The 14,816-nt window shown below is 47.0% G+C and carries 11 protein-coding genes and 1 pseudogene; 4 read left to right on the top strand and 8 right to left on the bottom strand.

Going from position 1 to position 14,816, the window contains the following annotated elements; translation table 11 throughout:
• Positions 1-166: 166 nt before the first annotated feature.
• Together BST99_RS07855 and rpsO are read right to left on the bottom strand one after the other, a co-directional pair.
• On the bottom strand, positions 167-2,386 hold the full coding sequence (locus BST99_RS07855) for a polyribonucleotide nucleotidyltransferase (protein ID WP_105002470.1): 2,220 nt from the start codon (positions 2,384-2,386) through the stop codon (positions 167-169).
• A 147-nt stretch (positions 2,387-2,533) separates the two neighbouring features.
• Positions 2,534-2,803 carry a 30S ribosomal protein S15 gene (rpsO, locus tag BST99_RS07850; RefSeq protein ID WP_105002469.1) on the bottom strand — a complete coding sequence of 90 codons (270 nt, stop codon included), beginning with the start codon at positions 2,801-2,803 and terminating at the stop codon, positions 2,534-2,536.
• Positions 2,804-2,936: 133 nt separating this feature from the next.
• Here rpsO and BST99_RS07845 point away from each other — a divergent pair, with 133 nt between their 5' ends.
• Positions 2,937-3,800 carry a hypothetical protein gene (locus BST99_RS07845; RefSeq protein ID WP_105001304.1) on the top strand — a complete coding sequence of 288 codons (864 nt, stop codon included), beginning with the start codon at positions 2,937-2,939 and terminating at the stop codon, positions 3,798-3,800.
• A gap of 72 nt (positions 3,801-3,872) precedes the next feature.
• On the opposite strand, the gene accD is transcribed toward BST99_RS07845, so the two are convergent.
• From accD to tamL, 3 genes are read right to left on the bottom strand one after another with little or no spacing between them, the layout of a single operon-like run.
• Positions 3,873-4,739, bottom strand: a complete 867-nt coding sequence (gene accD / locus BST99_RS07840; protein WP_105001303.1) for an acetyl-CoA carboxylase, carboxyltransferase subunit beta — start codon at positions 4,737-4,739, stop codon at positions 3,873-3,875.
• Between the two features lie 33 nt (positions 4,740-4,772).
• Positions 4,773-5,840 (bottom strand): class II fructose-bisphosphate aldolase, encoded by a 1,068-nt coding sequence (gene fbaA / locus BST99_RS07835; protein WP_105001302.1) that lies wholly within the window; start codon positions 5,838-5,840, stop codon positions 4,773-4,775.
• Positions 5,841-5,886: 46 nt separating this feature from the next.
• Positions 5,887-8,409, bottom strand: coding sequence for a translocation and assembly module lipoprotein TamL (gene tamL / locus BST99_RS07830; RefSeq protein ID WP_245916217.1), 2,523 nt, complete (start codon positions 8,407-8,409; stop codon positions 5,887-5,889).
• A gap of 78 nt (positions 8,410-8,487) precedes the next feature.
• Between tamL and BST99_RS07825 the strand changes: the two genes are divergently transcribed.
• The gene (locus BST99_RS07825; protein ID WP_105001300.1) at positions 8,488-9,201 is read left to right on the top strand and encodes a TrmH family RNA methyltransferase; all 714 of its coding nucleotides are present in this window, start codon (positions 8,488-8,490) and stop codon (positions 9,199-9,201) included.
• On the opposite strand, the gene porT is transcribed toward BST99_RS07825, so the two are convergent.
• On the bottom strand, positions 9,188-9,886 hold the full coding sequence (gene porT, locus BST99_RS07820) for a type IX secretion/gliding motility protein PorT/SprT (protein ID WP_105001299.1): 699 nt from the start codon (positions 9,884-9,886) through the stop codon (positions 9,188-9,190). The genes BST99_RS07825 and porT overlap by 14 nt on opposite strands.
• A complete protein-coding gene (gene ubiE / locus BST99_RS07815) occupies positions 9,887-10,615 on the bottom strand; it encodes a bifunctional demethylmenaquinone methyltransferase/2-methoxy-6-polyprenyl-1,4-benzoquinol methylase UbiE (protein WP_105001298.1) in 729 nt (242 codons plus the stop codon).
• Positions 10,616-10,762: 147 nt separating this feature from the next.
• Between ubiE and trkA the strand changes: the two genes are divergently transcribed.
• Both trkA and BST99_RS07805 read left to right on the top strand, forming a co-directional pair.
• Entirely contained in the window at positions 10,763-12,112 is a 1,350-nt protein-coding gene (gene trkA, locus BST99_RS07810; protein ID WP_105001297.1) for a Trk system potassium transporter TrkA, read from the top strand.
• Positions 12,112-13,611, top strand: a complete 1,500-nt coding sequence (locus BST99_RS07805; RefSeq protein ID WP_105001296.1) for a TrkH family potassium uptake protein — start codon at positions 12,112-12,114, stop codon at positions 13,609-13,611. Before trkA ends, BST99_RS07805 begins: the two co-directional genes overlap by 1 nt.
• Here the strand turns inward: BST99_RS07805 and BST99_RS07800 are convergent.
• Positions 13,608-14,803, bottom strand: a pseudogene (locus tag BST99_RS07800) (pyridoxal phosphate-dependent aminotransferase). The gene BST99_RS07805 and the pseudogene BST99_RS07800 overlap by 4 nt on opposite strands.
• Positions 14,804-14,816 lie beyond the last annotated feature (13 nt).

The raw sequence follows: 14,816 nt of genomic DNA, 5'->3' as shown, positions 1-14,816 counted from the left end.
GAGCAAGAGGCTCATATAGTTATACGTAAAAAGTTGTAAAAAGTTACAATTCGGTAAAATTTAATTGAAAAAAAATATGTGTCCGCCCGAAAATCCGCTATTTAGGGGGTAAAAAAAACCCGCACGGTTTAGGTGCGGGTCAGGTTGATTAGGAGCGTGTGAACGCTTAATCCTTATTGCGACGTGGTTTACGGTCGCGATCTCCACGGTTGCGATTGCCTCCGCGGTCTCTGTCATTACGTGGTGGACGCTCTTTGTAGCCCTCTGGTTTTGGCATAAGCGCTTTGCGAGAGACTTTTTCTTTGCGGGTACGTGGATCCAATCCGAAGTACTTCACATCGAATACATCGCCCATGTTTACAGCATCCGTTACGTTTTCTGTACGTTCCCAAGCCAATTCAGAAACGTGTAAAAGAACCTCATTGCCAGGAGCCTCTACATATTCTACAACAGCACCAAAGTCTAAGATCTTGATGACTTTAACTTCGTATACACTGCCGACTTCCGGCTTAAAGAGAAGGGATTCGATGCTGGCCAAGACCTTGTCGATTCCTTCCTGGCTAGTCCCCAGAATTTCAACAACACCCACTTCGTTCTCTTCGTCTTCGTTGATAACGATGGTGGTTTCGGTGTCTTTTTGCAGGTCCTGGATGTTTTTTCCTCCAGATCCGATAAAGGCTCCGATATAGTCCGCAGGGATCGTAGTTGTAACGATTTTTGGAGCGTAAGACTTCACTTCTGCATTTGGAGCAGAGATGGTATCTGTCAGTTTTTCCAAGATGTGCAAACGTCCGTCACGGGCTTGCTTCAGAGCTTGAACAAGGATTTCGTAAGAAAGTCCTTTTACTTTGATGTCCATTTGGCAAGCGGTGATACCGTCAGCAGTACCGGTTACTTTAAAGTCCATATCTCCCAAGTGATCCTCGTCTCCAAGAATGTCAGAAAGAACAGCGAATTTTCCGGAATCGGTATCGGTGATCAATCCCATGGCAATACCCGAAACAGGTTTTACCAATTGAACCCCGGCATCCATGATCGCCATGGTTCCTGAACAAACCGTGGCCATGGAAGAAGATCCATTGGATTCTAATACTTCAGAAACAACACGTACAGTATACGGACAGTCCTCAGGAATCATTCGCTTAAGAGCTCTTTGGGCTAAGTTTCCGTGACCTACCTCTCTTCGGGAAGTTCCGCGAATAGGGCGGGCTTCTCCGGTTGAGAAAGGAGGGAAGTTGTAGTGCAGGTAAAAAGACTCTTCTGCTTCCATAGACGGCATGTCAATGGTGATCGCATCACGGGAAGTTCCCAAGGTTACCGTGGCAAGGGCCTGGGTTTCTCCGCGGGTGAAGATAGAAGATCCGTGAACGGATGGAAGGTAATCTACCTCACACCAGATCGGACGAATCTCATCGGTCTTACGGCCATCCAAACGCAATCCTTCTTCTAGAGTCAGGTTGCGAACCGCGGCTTTTTCAGCCTTGTGATAGTACTTGGAGATCAATCCGCCGTACTCTTCGACTTCTTCTTCAGAAAAGCCTGCAGCAATTTCTTCTTTGATCGCATAGAAGGCTTCAGAGCGCTCTTTTTTGGAAGATCCTGCTTTGGCAACGGCGTATACTTTGTCGTAAGCCAAGTCATAGATTTTCTTCTCTAATTCTTCATCAGATGCTTCCGGCTCGTACTCGCGTACTTCCTTTTTACCGAAAGCTTCAGCTAAACGCACCTGTGCAGCACATTGAACCTTAATGGCTTCGTGAGCGAATTGAATGGCTTCTACCATTTCTTCTTCTGAGATTTCGCTCATTTCTCCTTCAACCATCATGACAGAATCTTCGGAAGCACCGATAACCATATCGATATCAGCGTTCTTCAGCTGTGCTTTGGATGGGTTGATGATGAGTTGTCCGTCTACTCGTGCAACGCGTACCTCAGAAATCGGGCACTCGAAAGGCAAGTCAGACAACTGAATGGCAGCAGAAGCCGCTAGACCAGCCATCGCATCAGGCATCACCTCTTCGTCATGCGACATCAGCTGGATCATAACCTGGGTCTCGCTGTGGTAGTCCTTTGGGAACAAGGGGCGTAGAACACGGTCGACAAGACGCATGGTCAATACTTCCCCGTCGCTTGGACGAGCTTCACGCTTAAAGAAACCGCCTGGATAACGACCGGCAGCGGCGAATTTTTCGCGGTAATCTACAGTTAAGGGTAAAAAGTCTACATCGGCTGCTTGGTAGTTGGAAACAACTGTACAGAGCAGCATACATTTTCCGGATTGAACCACAACAGACCCGTGGGCTTGCTTGGCTAACTTACCGGTCTCGATGGAAATTTCTCTTCCATCTCCGAGGTCGATGACCTCGCGAAAAGTTTTTGGAATCATAGGTTTTCCTTTGTTATTCTTTTGGTCTTCCGCCATCCGGGCGGTCGGGTTGTTGTGTTGAAGTTGTCGACCAATGAAAAACCTAAGGCAGCTTTTTGAGTGCCATGAAAAAAGGGAAAGCGCAATCGCTTTCCCCTTTAGCAGACTTTATTTTCTGATACCTAGTTCTTTGATAAGAGCACGGTACTTCTCGATGTCCTTTTTCTTGAGGTAATCGAGCAAGCTACGACGCTTACCTACCAAACGAACCAAAGAACGCTCAGTGTTGTAATCTTTGTGATTTTTTTTCAGGTGTCCAGTCAAGTGGTTGATGCGGTGGGTAAACAACGCGATCTGACCCTCTGTGGATCCTGTGTTTGTCTCGGAACCTCCGTGTTTCTTGAAGATTTCCTGCTTTACTTCTTTGCTTAGATACATGCCAATATTCTTGAAATGATTTTTATGTATATGATTGACTTTCAATCAAGGCGCAAATATACAGTTTTCCTTTGAACCATTAAACCATTTGAAAGTCTCGAAGTCCAAAAAGGGAAACCTTAAATTTTGAACGATGAAAAAGATACGATTAACCCCGGCCCGCTTGATGATGACCCTGGCTTTGGCCACCTTTATTTCCTGTGAAACGGAAGAGTCAGAGGCCCTGGAGACCAACCAAGAAGAAGTGATCACTACTGCTGAATTGCAATTTAGTGACGAAAGTGAATTGATCGCTGAAGAGACCGCCCAAGTGGCCGAAGAAGTTTATAAGGAAGATGAGGCGCTTTTGCTATCAAAAAGCAGCTATGTTTCGGATTACCTTCCCGAATGTGTCACCGTGACCACGGTGGTGACCGAATTGACCAGAGAGAAGACCATTGACTTCGGAGAGGGCTGCACCCTGCCGAATGGCAATACCCTCGCCGGTATCATAAAGTTGAGTTATGCCAAGGATCCGGAGATGGCTCAAAAAACCCTTGATCTTTCCTTGTCCAGTTTCAGTTTTAATGGTGTTGCCGTGGAGGGTTCTGCTTCCATTCTTCGCCAACGTTCCAACGCCAACGGCAATCCACAAAGCAGTGTTTCTGCCAATTACGATTTGACCTGGCCTTCTGGTGATATGGCCTCTTATGAGGGTAACCGCAGCCGCGAATGGGTTGAAGGGGTAGGAACAGGATTTTGGGGTGACAATGTCATCCTGATAGAAGGGAGTGCGACCTATACCGGTCGTGCCGGCAATACCTACAGCAAAGCCATTACCGAGACCCTGCGCCGCGAACTTTCTTGTCGTTTTATCGTGAGCGGAGAGGTGACCTTTAGCCGAAACGCGAATTCGGCTTCCTTGGACTTTGGGGACGGCAGCTGTGATGCAAAAGGAATCTTTACCAATGCTCAGGGAGAAAGTAAAGAAGTCTTCCTGCGTCGATTTGTAAAGTAGTTTTCGGACGTTTCTTGTGCAAAAAAAGCCGCAGATGACAGATCTGCGGCTTTTTGATTTTAAGCTATTTTCTTATTCTTCTTCGTTTCGAACAGGATTGTTCGAAATCAAATCAATGTAGAGGTTGATTTTTTTCTTCAAATCAGAGCGGTGCGAGATAAAATCCAAGAAACCGTGCTCCAAGACAAACTCAGAGGTCTGGAAGCCTTCCGGCAATTCTTGACCGGTAGTGTCTTTTACAACACGAGGGCCAGCAAAACCGATCAAAGCACCAGGCTCAGCGATATTGATGTCTCCCAGCATGGCGTAAGATGCCGTCGTTCCTCCAGTGGTCGGGTCTGTACACAACGAGATGTACGGGATTCTCGCTTCGGCCAATTGAGCTAATTTGGCTGATGTTTTCGCCATTTGCATCAGCGAAAGTGCAGCCTCCATCATACGGGCTCCTCCAGACTTAGAAATCAATAAGAATGGAATCTTCTTCTTTTTGGCTACGTCAATAGCGCGGGCGATTTTTTCTCCAACCACACTCCCCATAGATCCTCCGATAAAAGAAAAATCCATACAGGCGATGACCAGGTCCTTGCCCATTGATTTTCCGACAGCGGTACGAACCGCATCATTAAGCCCTGTTTTGCGCTGAGCTGCTTCGATGCGATCAACGTATTTTTTGGTGTCTTCGAATTGAAGCGGATCCTGAGGACTCAATTCAGCATCCAGTTCTTTGAACTTGTCATCAAAAAGAATTTCGAAGTATTCCTTACTTCCGATGCGCACGTGGTAGTCATCCTCTGGACTGACGTAGAAATTATTCGCCAATTCTTCTGATTCGACGATCTTGCCGGTAGGCGACTTGTACCACAGCCCCTTAGGGGTGTCTTTTTTCTCCTCCGTAGCGGTCTGAATCCCTTTCTCTTTTCTCCGAAACCATGCAGACATATCACTCACTTTTCCTGTCTTTTGAGGTTAAACCTATAAGGTATTGACATTATTTAAATCAGCAAAGGCCTTTTTCAGTCTATCGACAAATGCCTTTTCGCCTTCGCGCAACCAAACACGAGGATCGTAGAATTTTTTGTTGGGAACATCATCGCCCTCTGGGTTTCCGATCTGTGCTTGAAGGTAGTCTTTCTTCCCTTGGATGTAATCGCGAACTCCAGACATATAAGCGTACTGCATATCGGTGTCGATATTCATTTTGATCACGCCGTAACCGATGGATTCGCGGATTTCTTCTACTGTTGATCCAGAACCTCCGTGAAAAACAAAATCGATGTGGTTGTGCTCTACGCCGTATTTCTCAGCGATGAATTCCTGAGAGTTCTTTAGAATTTTAGGTGTGAGAACTACGTTTCCAGGCTTGTATACCCCGTGTACGTTTCCAAAGGCAGCCGCTACGGTAAAGCGTGGGCTTACTTTAGAAAGTTCTTCATAGGCATAAGCCACTTCTTCTGGTTGGGTGTACAGTTTGGAACTGTCGACATCGGTATTGTCTACTCCATCTTCTTCCCCTCCGGTAACGCCAAGCTCGATTTCTAGCGTCATATCCATTTTGGCCATGCGCTCGAGGTACTGCTTACAAATTTCAATATTTTCTTCAATCGGCTCTTCGGAAAGGTCGATCATGTGTGAGCTAAACAGGGGTTTTCCTGTGGCTTTGTAGTGCTCTTCACTGGCGTCCAAGAGACCGTCGATCCAAGGCAAAAGTTTTTTAGCGCAGTGGTCGGTATGTAGAATAACAGAAACCCCATAGGCTTCCGCCATTTGATGTACGTGCTTGGCACCGGCAACAGCTCCTAGGATGGCCGCTTGTTGTCCTTCATTCGAAAGACCTTTTCCTGCGTTGAATTGAGCACCTCCATTCGAAAACTGAATAATCACCGGGGCATTGAGTTCGGCAGCGGTTTCCATAACAGCGTTCATGGAATTGGTGCCGATAACATTCACAGCAGGGAGGGCAAATCCCTTCTCTTTGGCGTATTGGAAAATAGCTTGTACTTCATCTCCAGTGGCTACACCAGGTTGGATGGAATGCGACATAGTTTTGGACGTTAGATTTATTTCGGGCAAATGTAATAAAAGACCATTAGAACGGGTAGTTAATCCCGATGTTAAAGACGGCCCTGTTTAGTCTAAAATCGCTAAACCAGCGTTCGGAATAGGGCAGGGCGGGGTTGTAGGTTTTAAAGCCGGTATCGAAACGGAACACGAAATAAGAAAAGTCAAAGCGCAGTCCTACCCCAGTTCCCAGGGCAATGTCTCCTAAGGACCGAAATCCATTGAAGGTTGCATCGGGATTGCTCTCGTTGTCTAAAAAGTTCCAGATATTCCCGGCATCGGCAAAGAGGGCACCCTTGAGATCCCCGACCAAAGGGAAGCGGTACTCCAGGTTAAGACTGAGTTTAAAATTGGCTTCGTTAAAGTCATTCAGGTTGTTGGTTCTTCCAGGGCCGAGCTCATAGGCATTCCATCCTCTGTTGTCGTTGGGTCCTCCAGCGAAGTAACTGCGTACGAAGGGAATGTTGTCTGAATTTCCGTAGGGAATCGCCAAGCCCATAAAACCGCGCATGGCCAAAACGCTACTTCCCGGAAAATCCCAGTGCTTGATGTAATCGACTTCGGACTTGACGTACTGCGTATAGGGTACGCCAAACACCAGGTTTTTGTCGTTGTCGTTTTTTCGAAAGTCTATAAAATTTGAAACCGTGGAAAGCAGATTTCCTGCGGCCTCTAATTTGATCCGCCACTGCGAAAAATCCTCATCATTGTTGCTGGTTCTGTTGTTACGTAGCCAGGTGTAGTTAGCAGTGAAGATCAAGTTGTTCTCGACCAGGCGTTGACGGCGCTCCTCTATACTTCGAACCAATTCCAGGGAATCCGCGGCAATGGTCGGAATTTGACCCGATAAGGCAGCGGCGGTAAAAGCAGCTGCTCCATTGGGAATTCCAAGTTGATTGGTGTTGGGATCGATAAAGTTGACGATCTGTTCTGGGCTGAGGTTGGCTTCTTCCTGGTCTGCGATCTGATCGAGCAAGGTAAAGGTGTTCCGGTAGACATTGAAGAAATTGTCCGGGTTGACGTTTCGTACAAATTCAATATTCAATAGATCCACTGCGTTCTTGACAAAGGCGGAGGACGTCCAATTGTAGTTTAAGGTGGTGTTGAAAGACTGCCTGTCTAATCCGATGTTTTGTTGGAAATTGGTACCGATACTTAAACGGGTATTGGGCACCATATAATAAGGAATGATTTTTTCGGTGTTGGTCGGAAACCAAATCCTCGGGAAGGTCAGGTTTACGGTACCCCCTAATTCCGAGGTGATCGCACCAGGACTGTCCTTGATCAGACCGACGGATCCCCGAGCCGAAAAACTCAGATTTTCGGCACCTCCAAAGATGTTTCGAGAAATAACCGATGCACTAAAGGTGGTCCCGATCTGTTGGATATTGGATTGGAGCACATCAAAAGAAAGATTCAAAGAGTATTTGGGTCGAGGTGTCAGGTAAATATTGGAGGTTAAATAACCCGTGCTGTCCGCCAAGAACTCCATATTGGGGTAGGTGAAGTTATTCAGGTTGGTGATCTGCCTATTGGTCCTGATCCGATCCAGATCCCTGTACAGGCTGTCTTTTTCAAAAAAGATCGCGTCGATTAGGGCTTTAGGCTTGTATCGAAGGCGGTCCTTGTAGTAGAGCGTATAACCCTCATAATTCAGTGATTCCAAATCCTCTTTTTCGGTGTCGAAACGGTAGTCCGTATAGATGTTCACCTTTTTAAAGCGGTGTATGCGGTAGTTTGAAGAAGGCAAGCTGTCGCGTGATGCGGGATTCCGCACGTTAAGGGTGATCTGCAGGGCGCTGTCTCGGGCCACTTCTGTGGTATCTCCGACCACATCGAAGTTGATCGAACTCTCCTGAAAATTGTAGACCCCTGAATTCCTGAACAGGCGGGTCAGGCGCTCCCGTTCCGCATTGAAGTTATTCAAGTTAAACTGCCCTTTTTTTACGGCGGACTGCTCCGTATTGAGCTGCAGAAGTGAATCCAGTTCTGGGGAGGTGATGTTGTAGCGAATCGAATCCACATAAAAGGGCTGTCCAAGACGAATATGGTAGTTTATATCGGCCCGCTTTTTTCGTTTTCCCGGCTCTAACTCAAAGCGGACGGCATTGTTGAAGTAACCCTGATTTCTGTAGAATGCCGAGAGGCGATCTCTGGATTTTCGGGTACGGACACTATCGATGATGGTCGGTGCTTCCCCGACCCGCTTTAAAAAATTGCTATAACCCGAAACCAAGAAGGATTCACCTAATCGACTCACTTGTTTTTCGGAGAGCAGTTTGGCCAAACGCTCGCGTCGCTTTGGATTTTTATCGAGCCAGGTCTGGTAAAGAGAATCGGGATTTTCTTTGGCCAGGTTGTACAGTAGCAAACGAAGCGGCACGCCCGCGAGTTTGCGGTTGGGTTGTTGGAGCAGGAGGTTGTTTTCTTGGTCTGACCTTATTTTTTCGCCTTCGAGGTATATCGTATTTTTGGTCAGGAGGTACTGGTGGTCGCCCACTCGTTTTACCGAGCTGCAACCCACAAAGAGGAGGGAGGTCAATGCCAGCAATAACGATGTCCTCCAAGTCCTTGGCCCAATTACCCTCATAAGCGTCAAAATTACATCATTTGCTCATTTTCGAAGCCCATGCTTTCTAAAAACCAACTCAAGCGATTTACCAAACTCAAGCAAAAGAAGTACCGGGATGCCGAGGGTTTATTTATTGCAGAGGGCAAAAAGCTCGTTGAAGACTTGCTTAAGCGGGGTGCCGAAGCTGAATGTTTGGTGACGCATCAGGATAAAGAAGCTACTTCCAAATATGTTCAAGTGGATGAAAACGACTTCAAACGTTTGTCAAGCTTGGACAATCCCAGCGGAACTTTGGGCGTCTTTAAAAAGCCCCAAGATGATGGACGTTCCGATGGGTGGATATTGGCTCTGGATGGTTTAAGAGACCCAGGGAACATGGGAACTATTCTCCGTTGCGCGGATTGGTTTGGTCTTTCTCGTGTGGTTTGCTCCCAGGATACGGTAGATTGTTTTAATCCAAAGGCCGTTCAGGCCAGCATGGGGTCGGTAGCCAACATTCGGGTAGAATACTGTGATCTCCGTGCTTTTTTACAGGAGGAGCAACTTCCGGTTTTCGGAACCTTTATGGAAGGAGAAGCTTTAGAAGAAAATCCGCTACCCCAAGAGGGTATTCTTGTCTTGGGCAATGAAGGGCAAGGGATTCGGGAAGAAACTGCTGCTGTGATCGACCGCAAAGTCAAAATCAGCAAGCATCCCCTTGCTCAAGCAGAGAGTTTAAATGTGGCTACAGCCGCTGCCATATTTATGGCGGCTCTTCCTACTCGAAAGTAAAGTTGATAAACACCCCTCTTGTTCTCATCGCATTGATGTTGCTGGTCCATGGGCTCGCGGGGTCGTTGTCCGGAACCAATTCATCCGTCAGCGCAAAAACTCCTCGAATGGAGGGTGAAAACTTGAAATAGGTGGTATAGAAATCGATCCCAAAACCAACCTCATAGCTGTACACCTGTTTCTTCATTCGGAACTCACCGGCGCGGTTGTCATCCGGACTGTCCTGTTTACTCCCCAGATTCAGTGCGGTCGAAACTCCTCCGATAATAAAAGGTTTCCAGTTTCCGAAGCGTTTGGCACTCGCTTTTATAAGTAAAGGAAAGCTGATGTAGGTGGATCGGGTCTCACGTATAGCGTCAACTTGTGAGCTAAAGCCCGGAAATCCGAGGGTCCTTTGGGTGTAGAATAAGCCCGGTTCAAAACGTAAATCAAGGTAGTCATTGATGCGCATTTCGCCAATCAATCCCACATTAAACCCATAGGATTTGTCAACGAGGATGTCTTGTCCGCGGTCGAGCTGGTAATCAAATTGAAAATCGAATTGGTTAAAACCGAGGTAGTACCCCCAATTGAGTTTTCTCTTGTCTTCGTTTTGAAGGTTGAGAATAGGGTTCTCCTTAAATTGCCCGTACAGGCCTGATGCAAAGAGGCTGCAAAGAAGAGCCCCGAAAAATGCTTTTTTCATTTATTTTGACGCTGTATAGATGGTCGCTGCCCCAAATGTTTGGGGAATGTTCTCGATATCTATAAACCCGCTTTTGGCCAAAATATTGTTGAATTTTTCTCCGTGAGGGAATTGAGCGGCGGATTCTGACAAATAGGAGTAAGCCATCTCGTCTCGGGACAGCAATCTACCGACCAGTGGCAGGTAGTTTTGGCAGTATATTTTATAACCCCATCGGAAAAACGCTTTTTCAGGAACGGAGGTTTCTAGTATCACCAACTTCCCCTTGGGTTTCAGGACCCGCTGAATTTCTTTGAGCCCGGTTTCCAGGTTGTCAAAATTGCGAACACCAAAAGCCACCGTAACCGTGTCAAAGGTGTGGTCCTCAAAGGGGATTTCTTCGCTGTCACCAATGAGCATATCAATCTGCTTGCTCAATTGTTTGTTCTGGATCTTTTGCTTTCCAACCTCCAACATTCCAGGTGAAATATCCAGTCCGGTGATTTGCGCATTTCCTTTTTCGGCCAAGGCAATGGCGAGGTCTCCTGTTCCTGTGGCTACGTCCAAAACACGTTGGGGTTCATGTTCGGTAGCCAAAGAGATCACCTTCTTTCTCCAACGCAAGTCAATACCCAGGGTGATGACGCGGTTGAGGCGATCGTAGTTCTCGGATATGGTATCAAACATATGGGTAACCTGCTGTTTTTTACCCAGTTTTGATTTTTTATAAGGGACAACTTTCTTTTCCATTCAGACCCTATTTTAAGGGGTTGCAAAGATAAGACATCTACAGCGGTCTGTTGATGTGCTGGTTTCTGTTCAAAAATTAGGTAATTTTACCCCCGAAACGGTGGCCAATTATTGAAAAATTACCCAAGTGGCCCCAAGTATATTTGCATGAAAATCATCATTGCAGGTGCAGGTGAGGTGGGCTTCCACCTTGCAAAACTACTGTCCTACGAAGCACAGGATATTACCTTAATCGACACAGACAAAAACAGTCTGGTATACGCCGAAAATCACTTGGATATCAAAGTTATCCGAGGAGATGCGACTTCTATTGCGGTTCTGACTGACGCGAATATCGAGAACTCTGATCTTATGATTGGAGTAACGGCCTCTGAAGCGACGAACATTACCTTGTGTATGTTGGCCAAACAAATGGGGTGTAAGAAGACCATTGCGCGTATTAGCAATACCGAGTTTTTGGAACACCGCGAAACCATTGACTTCGATCAATTAGGAATAGATGAGTTGATTTCTCCCGAAGAGTTAGCGGCGACCGAAATTCAGCAGCTCTTAAGCCAATCCGCTTTTAATGAGACTTATGAGTTTGAGGGTGGACTGTTAACCCTTTTGGGCGCGTTCTTGCCCAAGTCTGCGCCTTTTGTCGGGAAGTCGGTGAAGGAAGCGGCAACGATTTTTCCGGAACTTCACTTCATGCCGATCGCTTTGAGAAGAAAGGGAACGCAGTATACGGTTGTGCCGCGTGGTGACACGGTGCTCAAGGAAGGTGATCAGGTTTACTTTATCACGGCAGACGAGGGAGTTGAAGAGCTTTATAAGCTGACAGGGATGAAGAAGAAAGATATAAAAAATGTCATGGTCCTGGGAGGAAGTAGTGTCGGGATGAAAACCGCACGCGATCTCTGCCACAACCGTTTCAATGTCAAGTTGATCGAAAAGCAGAAAGAACGTGCATTTGACATTGCTGATAAATTGCCGAATGCCCTGGTCATTAACGGTGATGGGCGAAAGGCCGAACTTCTCGAGGAAGAAAGCTTGGAGTCCATGGATGCCTTTGTTGCCGTTACTGGGAATTCAGAGACCAACATCATGTCTTGCCTGGTCGCCAAATCCAAAAAGATCAAGAAGACCATCGCTTTGGTGGAAAATATGGATTACTTTCAGTTGTCTCATTCCATCGGAATTGATACCCTGATCAATAAAAAACTACTGGCGGCCAATACTATTTTCCGCTACATCCGAAAAGGGAAGGTACTGGCTCTTACGCGGCTGAACAACCTCAATGCTGAGATCCTTGAGTTTGAGGTAAAGGCTGGATCTCTGGTGACCGGTCAAAAGATCAAGGACATGGATTTTCCGCGGGAAGCCATTATCGGAGGAGTTATTCGCGATGGAATTGGGATCATTGCCTTGGGAGATTTTGAGATTAAAGCTGGCGACAAAGTGGTTGTTTGTTGTTTGCCGCGTGCTATTGGGCCGATCGAAAAGCTTTTTAATTGATGAACCTGAACGCGAGGATAATCGTTCATATCATGGGACTCCTATTGATTTTCAATGGAGGTTTCATGCTTCTCGCGACGGTGGTCAGTGCCCTGGCGGGTGATCCCCGATCAACCACCTTAGACATTGCATTAGGTGCCATTATCACCCTTTTGATTGGAATGATGGCCATGTTCTATACACGGGGCCACCGCAAGGAAGTAGCCAAGAGAGAAGGATATATCATTGTTACCCTCGGCTGGGTGCTGCTCTCTGTCTCGGGAATGCTGCCCTACCTGATCTCGGGGGTTAGTGGAGGAGTAACCAATGCTTATTTTGAAACCATCTCTGGTTATACCACTACAGGAGCCACGATCTTTGAGGACATAGAGTCTTTGCCCGCGGGCATTCTGTTCTGGCGCTCTTTAACCCATTGGATTGGAGGAATGGGGATTATTGTTTTGGCTATCGCCATTCTGCCGCTGCTCGGGATAGGAGGGATGCAGTTGTTTGCTGCAGAAGCCCCTGGGCCGGGTGGAGATAAGCTTCACCCGCGTATAACCGATACGGCTAAGAGGTTATGGCTCATCTACCTGGGGTATACCCTGGCCGAAACATTACTGCTCTGGGTGGCGGGTATGAGTTTATTCGATGCCTTGAACCACGCCATGTCGACCATGTCGACCGGAGGTTTTTCGACTAAAAATGCCAGTTTGGCACATTGGAATGATCGACCCGTGATTCAATACATTGTTATCTTTTTTATGTTTTTTGCCGGTGCGAATTTCGTCTTGAGTTACTACGCATTTACCCGCAAGTTTAAACGGGTATGGATGGATGAAGAGTTCCGGTACTACTTGCGTTTTATTCTGCTTTTTACCCTGACAGCGACTGCTGTTATCTACTGGGGTACTGAGGTGGGTATTTCTGAATCCCACCCCATGGTCTGGGGAGCGGCAGAAAGTGCCTTCCGTCATGGACTCTTCCAGGTTTTAGCGGTGGTTACAACAACAGGCTTTGTGTCTTCTGACTTTACAGCCTGGACACCCTTTTTGACTATATTTTTCTTTGGCCTGATGTTTTTAGGAGGATCTTCCGGTTCTACGGCGGGGGGGGTCAAGGTGGTGCGTCACCTACTCATTATTAAGAATGGAATCCTTGAATTTAAACGGGCTTTGCACCCGCATGCCATCATTCCGGTTCGCTACAGCGACAAGTCCGTCAGTGAAACCATCGTTTTCAATATTATCGGATTCTTCGTCCTTTATATGCTTCTCTTCATCATAGGAGCCTTAGGTTTGGGCTTTTTGGGCCTGGACTTTGTTTCGGCCATTGGTGGAGCGGCCTCGGCCTTAGGGAATGTAGGTCCCGCACTGGGCTCGCTTGATCCGGTGAGTAGCTACAACGGCCTTCCTGATCTCGGGAAATGGTGGTGTGGCTTTCTGATGCTTTTGGGGCGTCTGGAACTCTTTACGGTATTGATCTTATTCAATCCCTACTTCTGGACCAAGGCCCACTAAGAAAGGGCCTGCTTGATGCGTGAGATGGCTTCCTTCAATTCCTCTTCGGAGGCGGCGTAAGAGATTCGAATGTTGTTTGGGCTGCCAAAGGCGGCACCGGTTACAGTTGCTACCTGGGCCTCTTCTAGAAGATACAAGGCAAAGTCCGAAGCATTCTCGATCTTTTTCCCTTTGAATGCTCTACCGAAGAAGGCCGAAATATCAGGAAATACGTAGAATGCTCCTTGGGGTTCATTGAGCTTAAATCCGTCAATTTCACCCAGTAGTTGAAGGACCAGGTCACGGCGGTTGTGGAATTCGTCGATCATGTACTGAATACGTTCCACGGGAGCTTCCAAGGCTGTAATTACAGCGCGTTGCGCAATGGCATTTGCGCCACTGGTTACCTGTCCTTGAATTTTGTTGCAGCCTCTGGCGATCCACTCAGGTCCGCCGATATAACCAATTCTCCAGCCGGTCATGGCGAAGGCTTTTGAAACTCCATTTACGGTAACAGTTCTGTCGTACATACTGTCCAAAGAAGCAATGCTGCAGTGACCTGCGGTGGTAAAGTTGATGTGTTCGTAGATTTCATCCGAAACCACCACGATATTCGGGTGTTCCTTCAATACTTCTGCCAGGGCTTCCAATTCTGCTTTACTGTAGAAAGAGCCACTGGGGTTACAAGGAGAACTGAACCACAACATACGCGTTTTGGGAGTAATTGCAGCTCGCAATTGGTCTGGAGTGATTTTGAAGTCCGTCTCAATACTGGTCGATACTTCCACAGGTACCCCTTCAGCGAGTTTCACAATATCGCGGTAACTCACCCAATACGGAGCCGGAAGTAGCACTTCGTCACCTTGGTCCAATACCACCATGGCGATATTGAATAGGGATTGTTTTGCTCCTGTGGAGACGACGATTTGCTTGGGTCCGTAGTCCAAACCATTATCTCTTTTGAACTTGGTTTGAATAGCGGTCTTGAGCTCAGCGTAGCCATCAACCGGTGGGTAACTGCTGTAGTTCTGATCAATCGCTTTTTTAGCGGCTTCTTTGATGAAATCAGGGATGGTAAAATCCGGTTCTCCCAGACTAAGACCAATAATATCCTTTCCTTCAGCGCGCAATTCACGTGCGCGAGCTGCCATGCCAGAGTGGCCGAAGTTTCCATGTTTTGGATCCGTTGCGAGAGCGATTGTTCAGTGGACATAAGGATGTTCTTT

It is taken from the genome of Aureicoccus marinus, from assembly GCF_002954325.1.
GTDB lineage: Bacteria > Bacteroidota > Bacteroidia > Flavobacteriales > Flavobacteriaceae > Aureicoccus > Aureicoccus marinus.
The sequence above is the reverse complement of the archived record's forward strand: the minus strand, read 5'-3'. Positions and strand labels throughout refer to the sequence as shown.

What these genes read in the sequence shown, in the direction of transcription:
- BST99_RS07855 (WP_105002470.1), bottom strand. Translation starts at nt 2,386, where the DNA reads ATGATTCCAAAAACTTTTCGCGAGGTCATCGACCTCGGAGATGGAAGA.
- rpsO (WP_105002469.1), bottom strand. Translation starts at nt 2,803, where the DNA reads ATGTATCTAAGCAAAGAAGTAAAGCAGGAAATCTTCAAGAAACACGGA.
- BST99_RS07845 (WP_105001304.1), top strand. Translation starts at nt 2,937, where the DNA reads ATGAAAAAGATACGATTAACCCCGGCCCGCTTGATGATGACCCTGGCT.
- accD (WP_105001303.1), bottom strand. Translation starts at nt 4,739, where the DNA reads ATGTCTGCATGGTTTCGGAGAAAAGAGAAAGGGATTCAGACCGCTACG.
- fbaA (WP_105001302.1), bottom strand. Translation starts at nt 5,840, where the DNA reads ATGTCGCATTCCATCCAACCTGGTGTAGCCACTGGAGATGAAGTACAA.
- BST99_RS07825 (WP_105001300.1), top strand. Translation starts at nt 8,488, where the DNA reads ATGCTTTCTAAAAACCAACTCAAGCGATTTACCAAACTCAAGCAAAAG.
- porT (WP_105001299.1), bottom strand. Translation starts at nt 9,886, where the DNA reads ATGAAAAAAGCATTTTTCGGGGCTCTTCTTTGCAGCCTCTTTGCATCA.
- ubiE (WP_105001298.1), bottom strand. Translation starts at nt 10,615, where the DNA reads ATGGAAAAGAAAGTTGTCCCTTATAAAAAATCAAAACTGGGTAAAAAA.
- trkA (WP_105001297.1), top strand. Translation starts at nt 10,763, where the DNA reads ATGAAAATCATCATTGCAGGTGCAGGTGAGGTGGGCTTCCACCTTGCA.
- BST99_RS07805 (WP_105001296.1), top strand. Translation starts at nt 12,112, where the DNA reads ATGAACCTGAACGCGAGGATAATCGTTCATATCATGGGACTCCTATTG.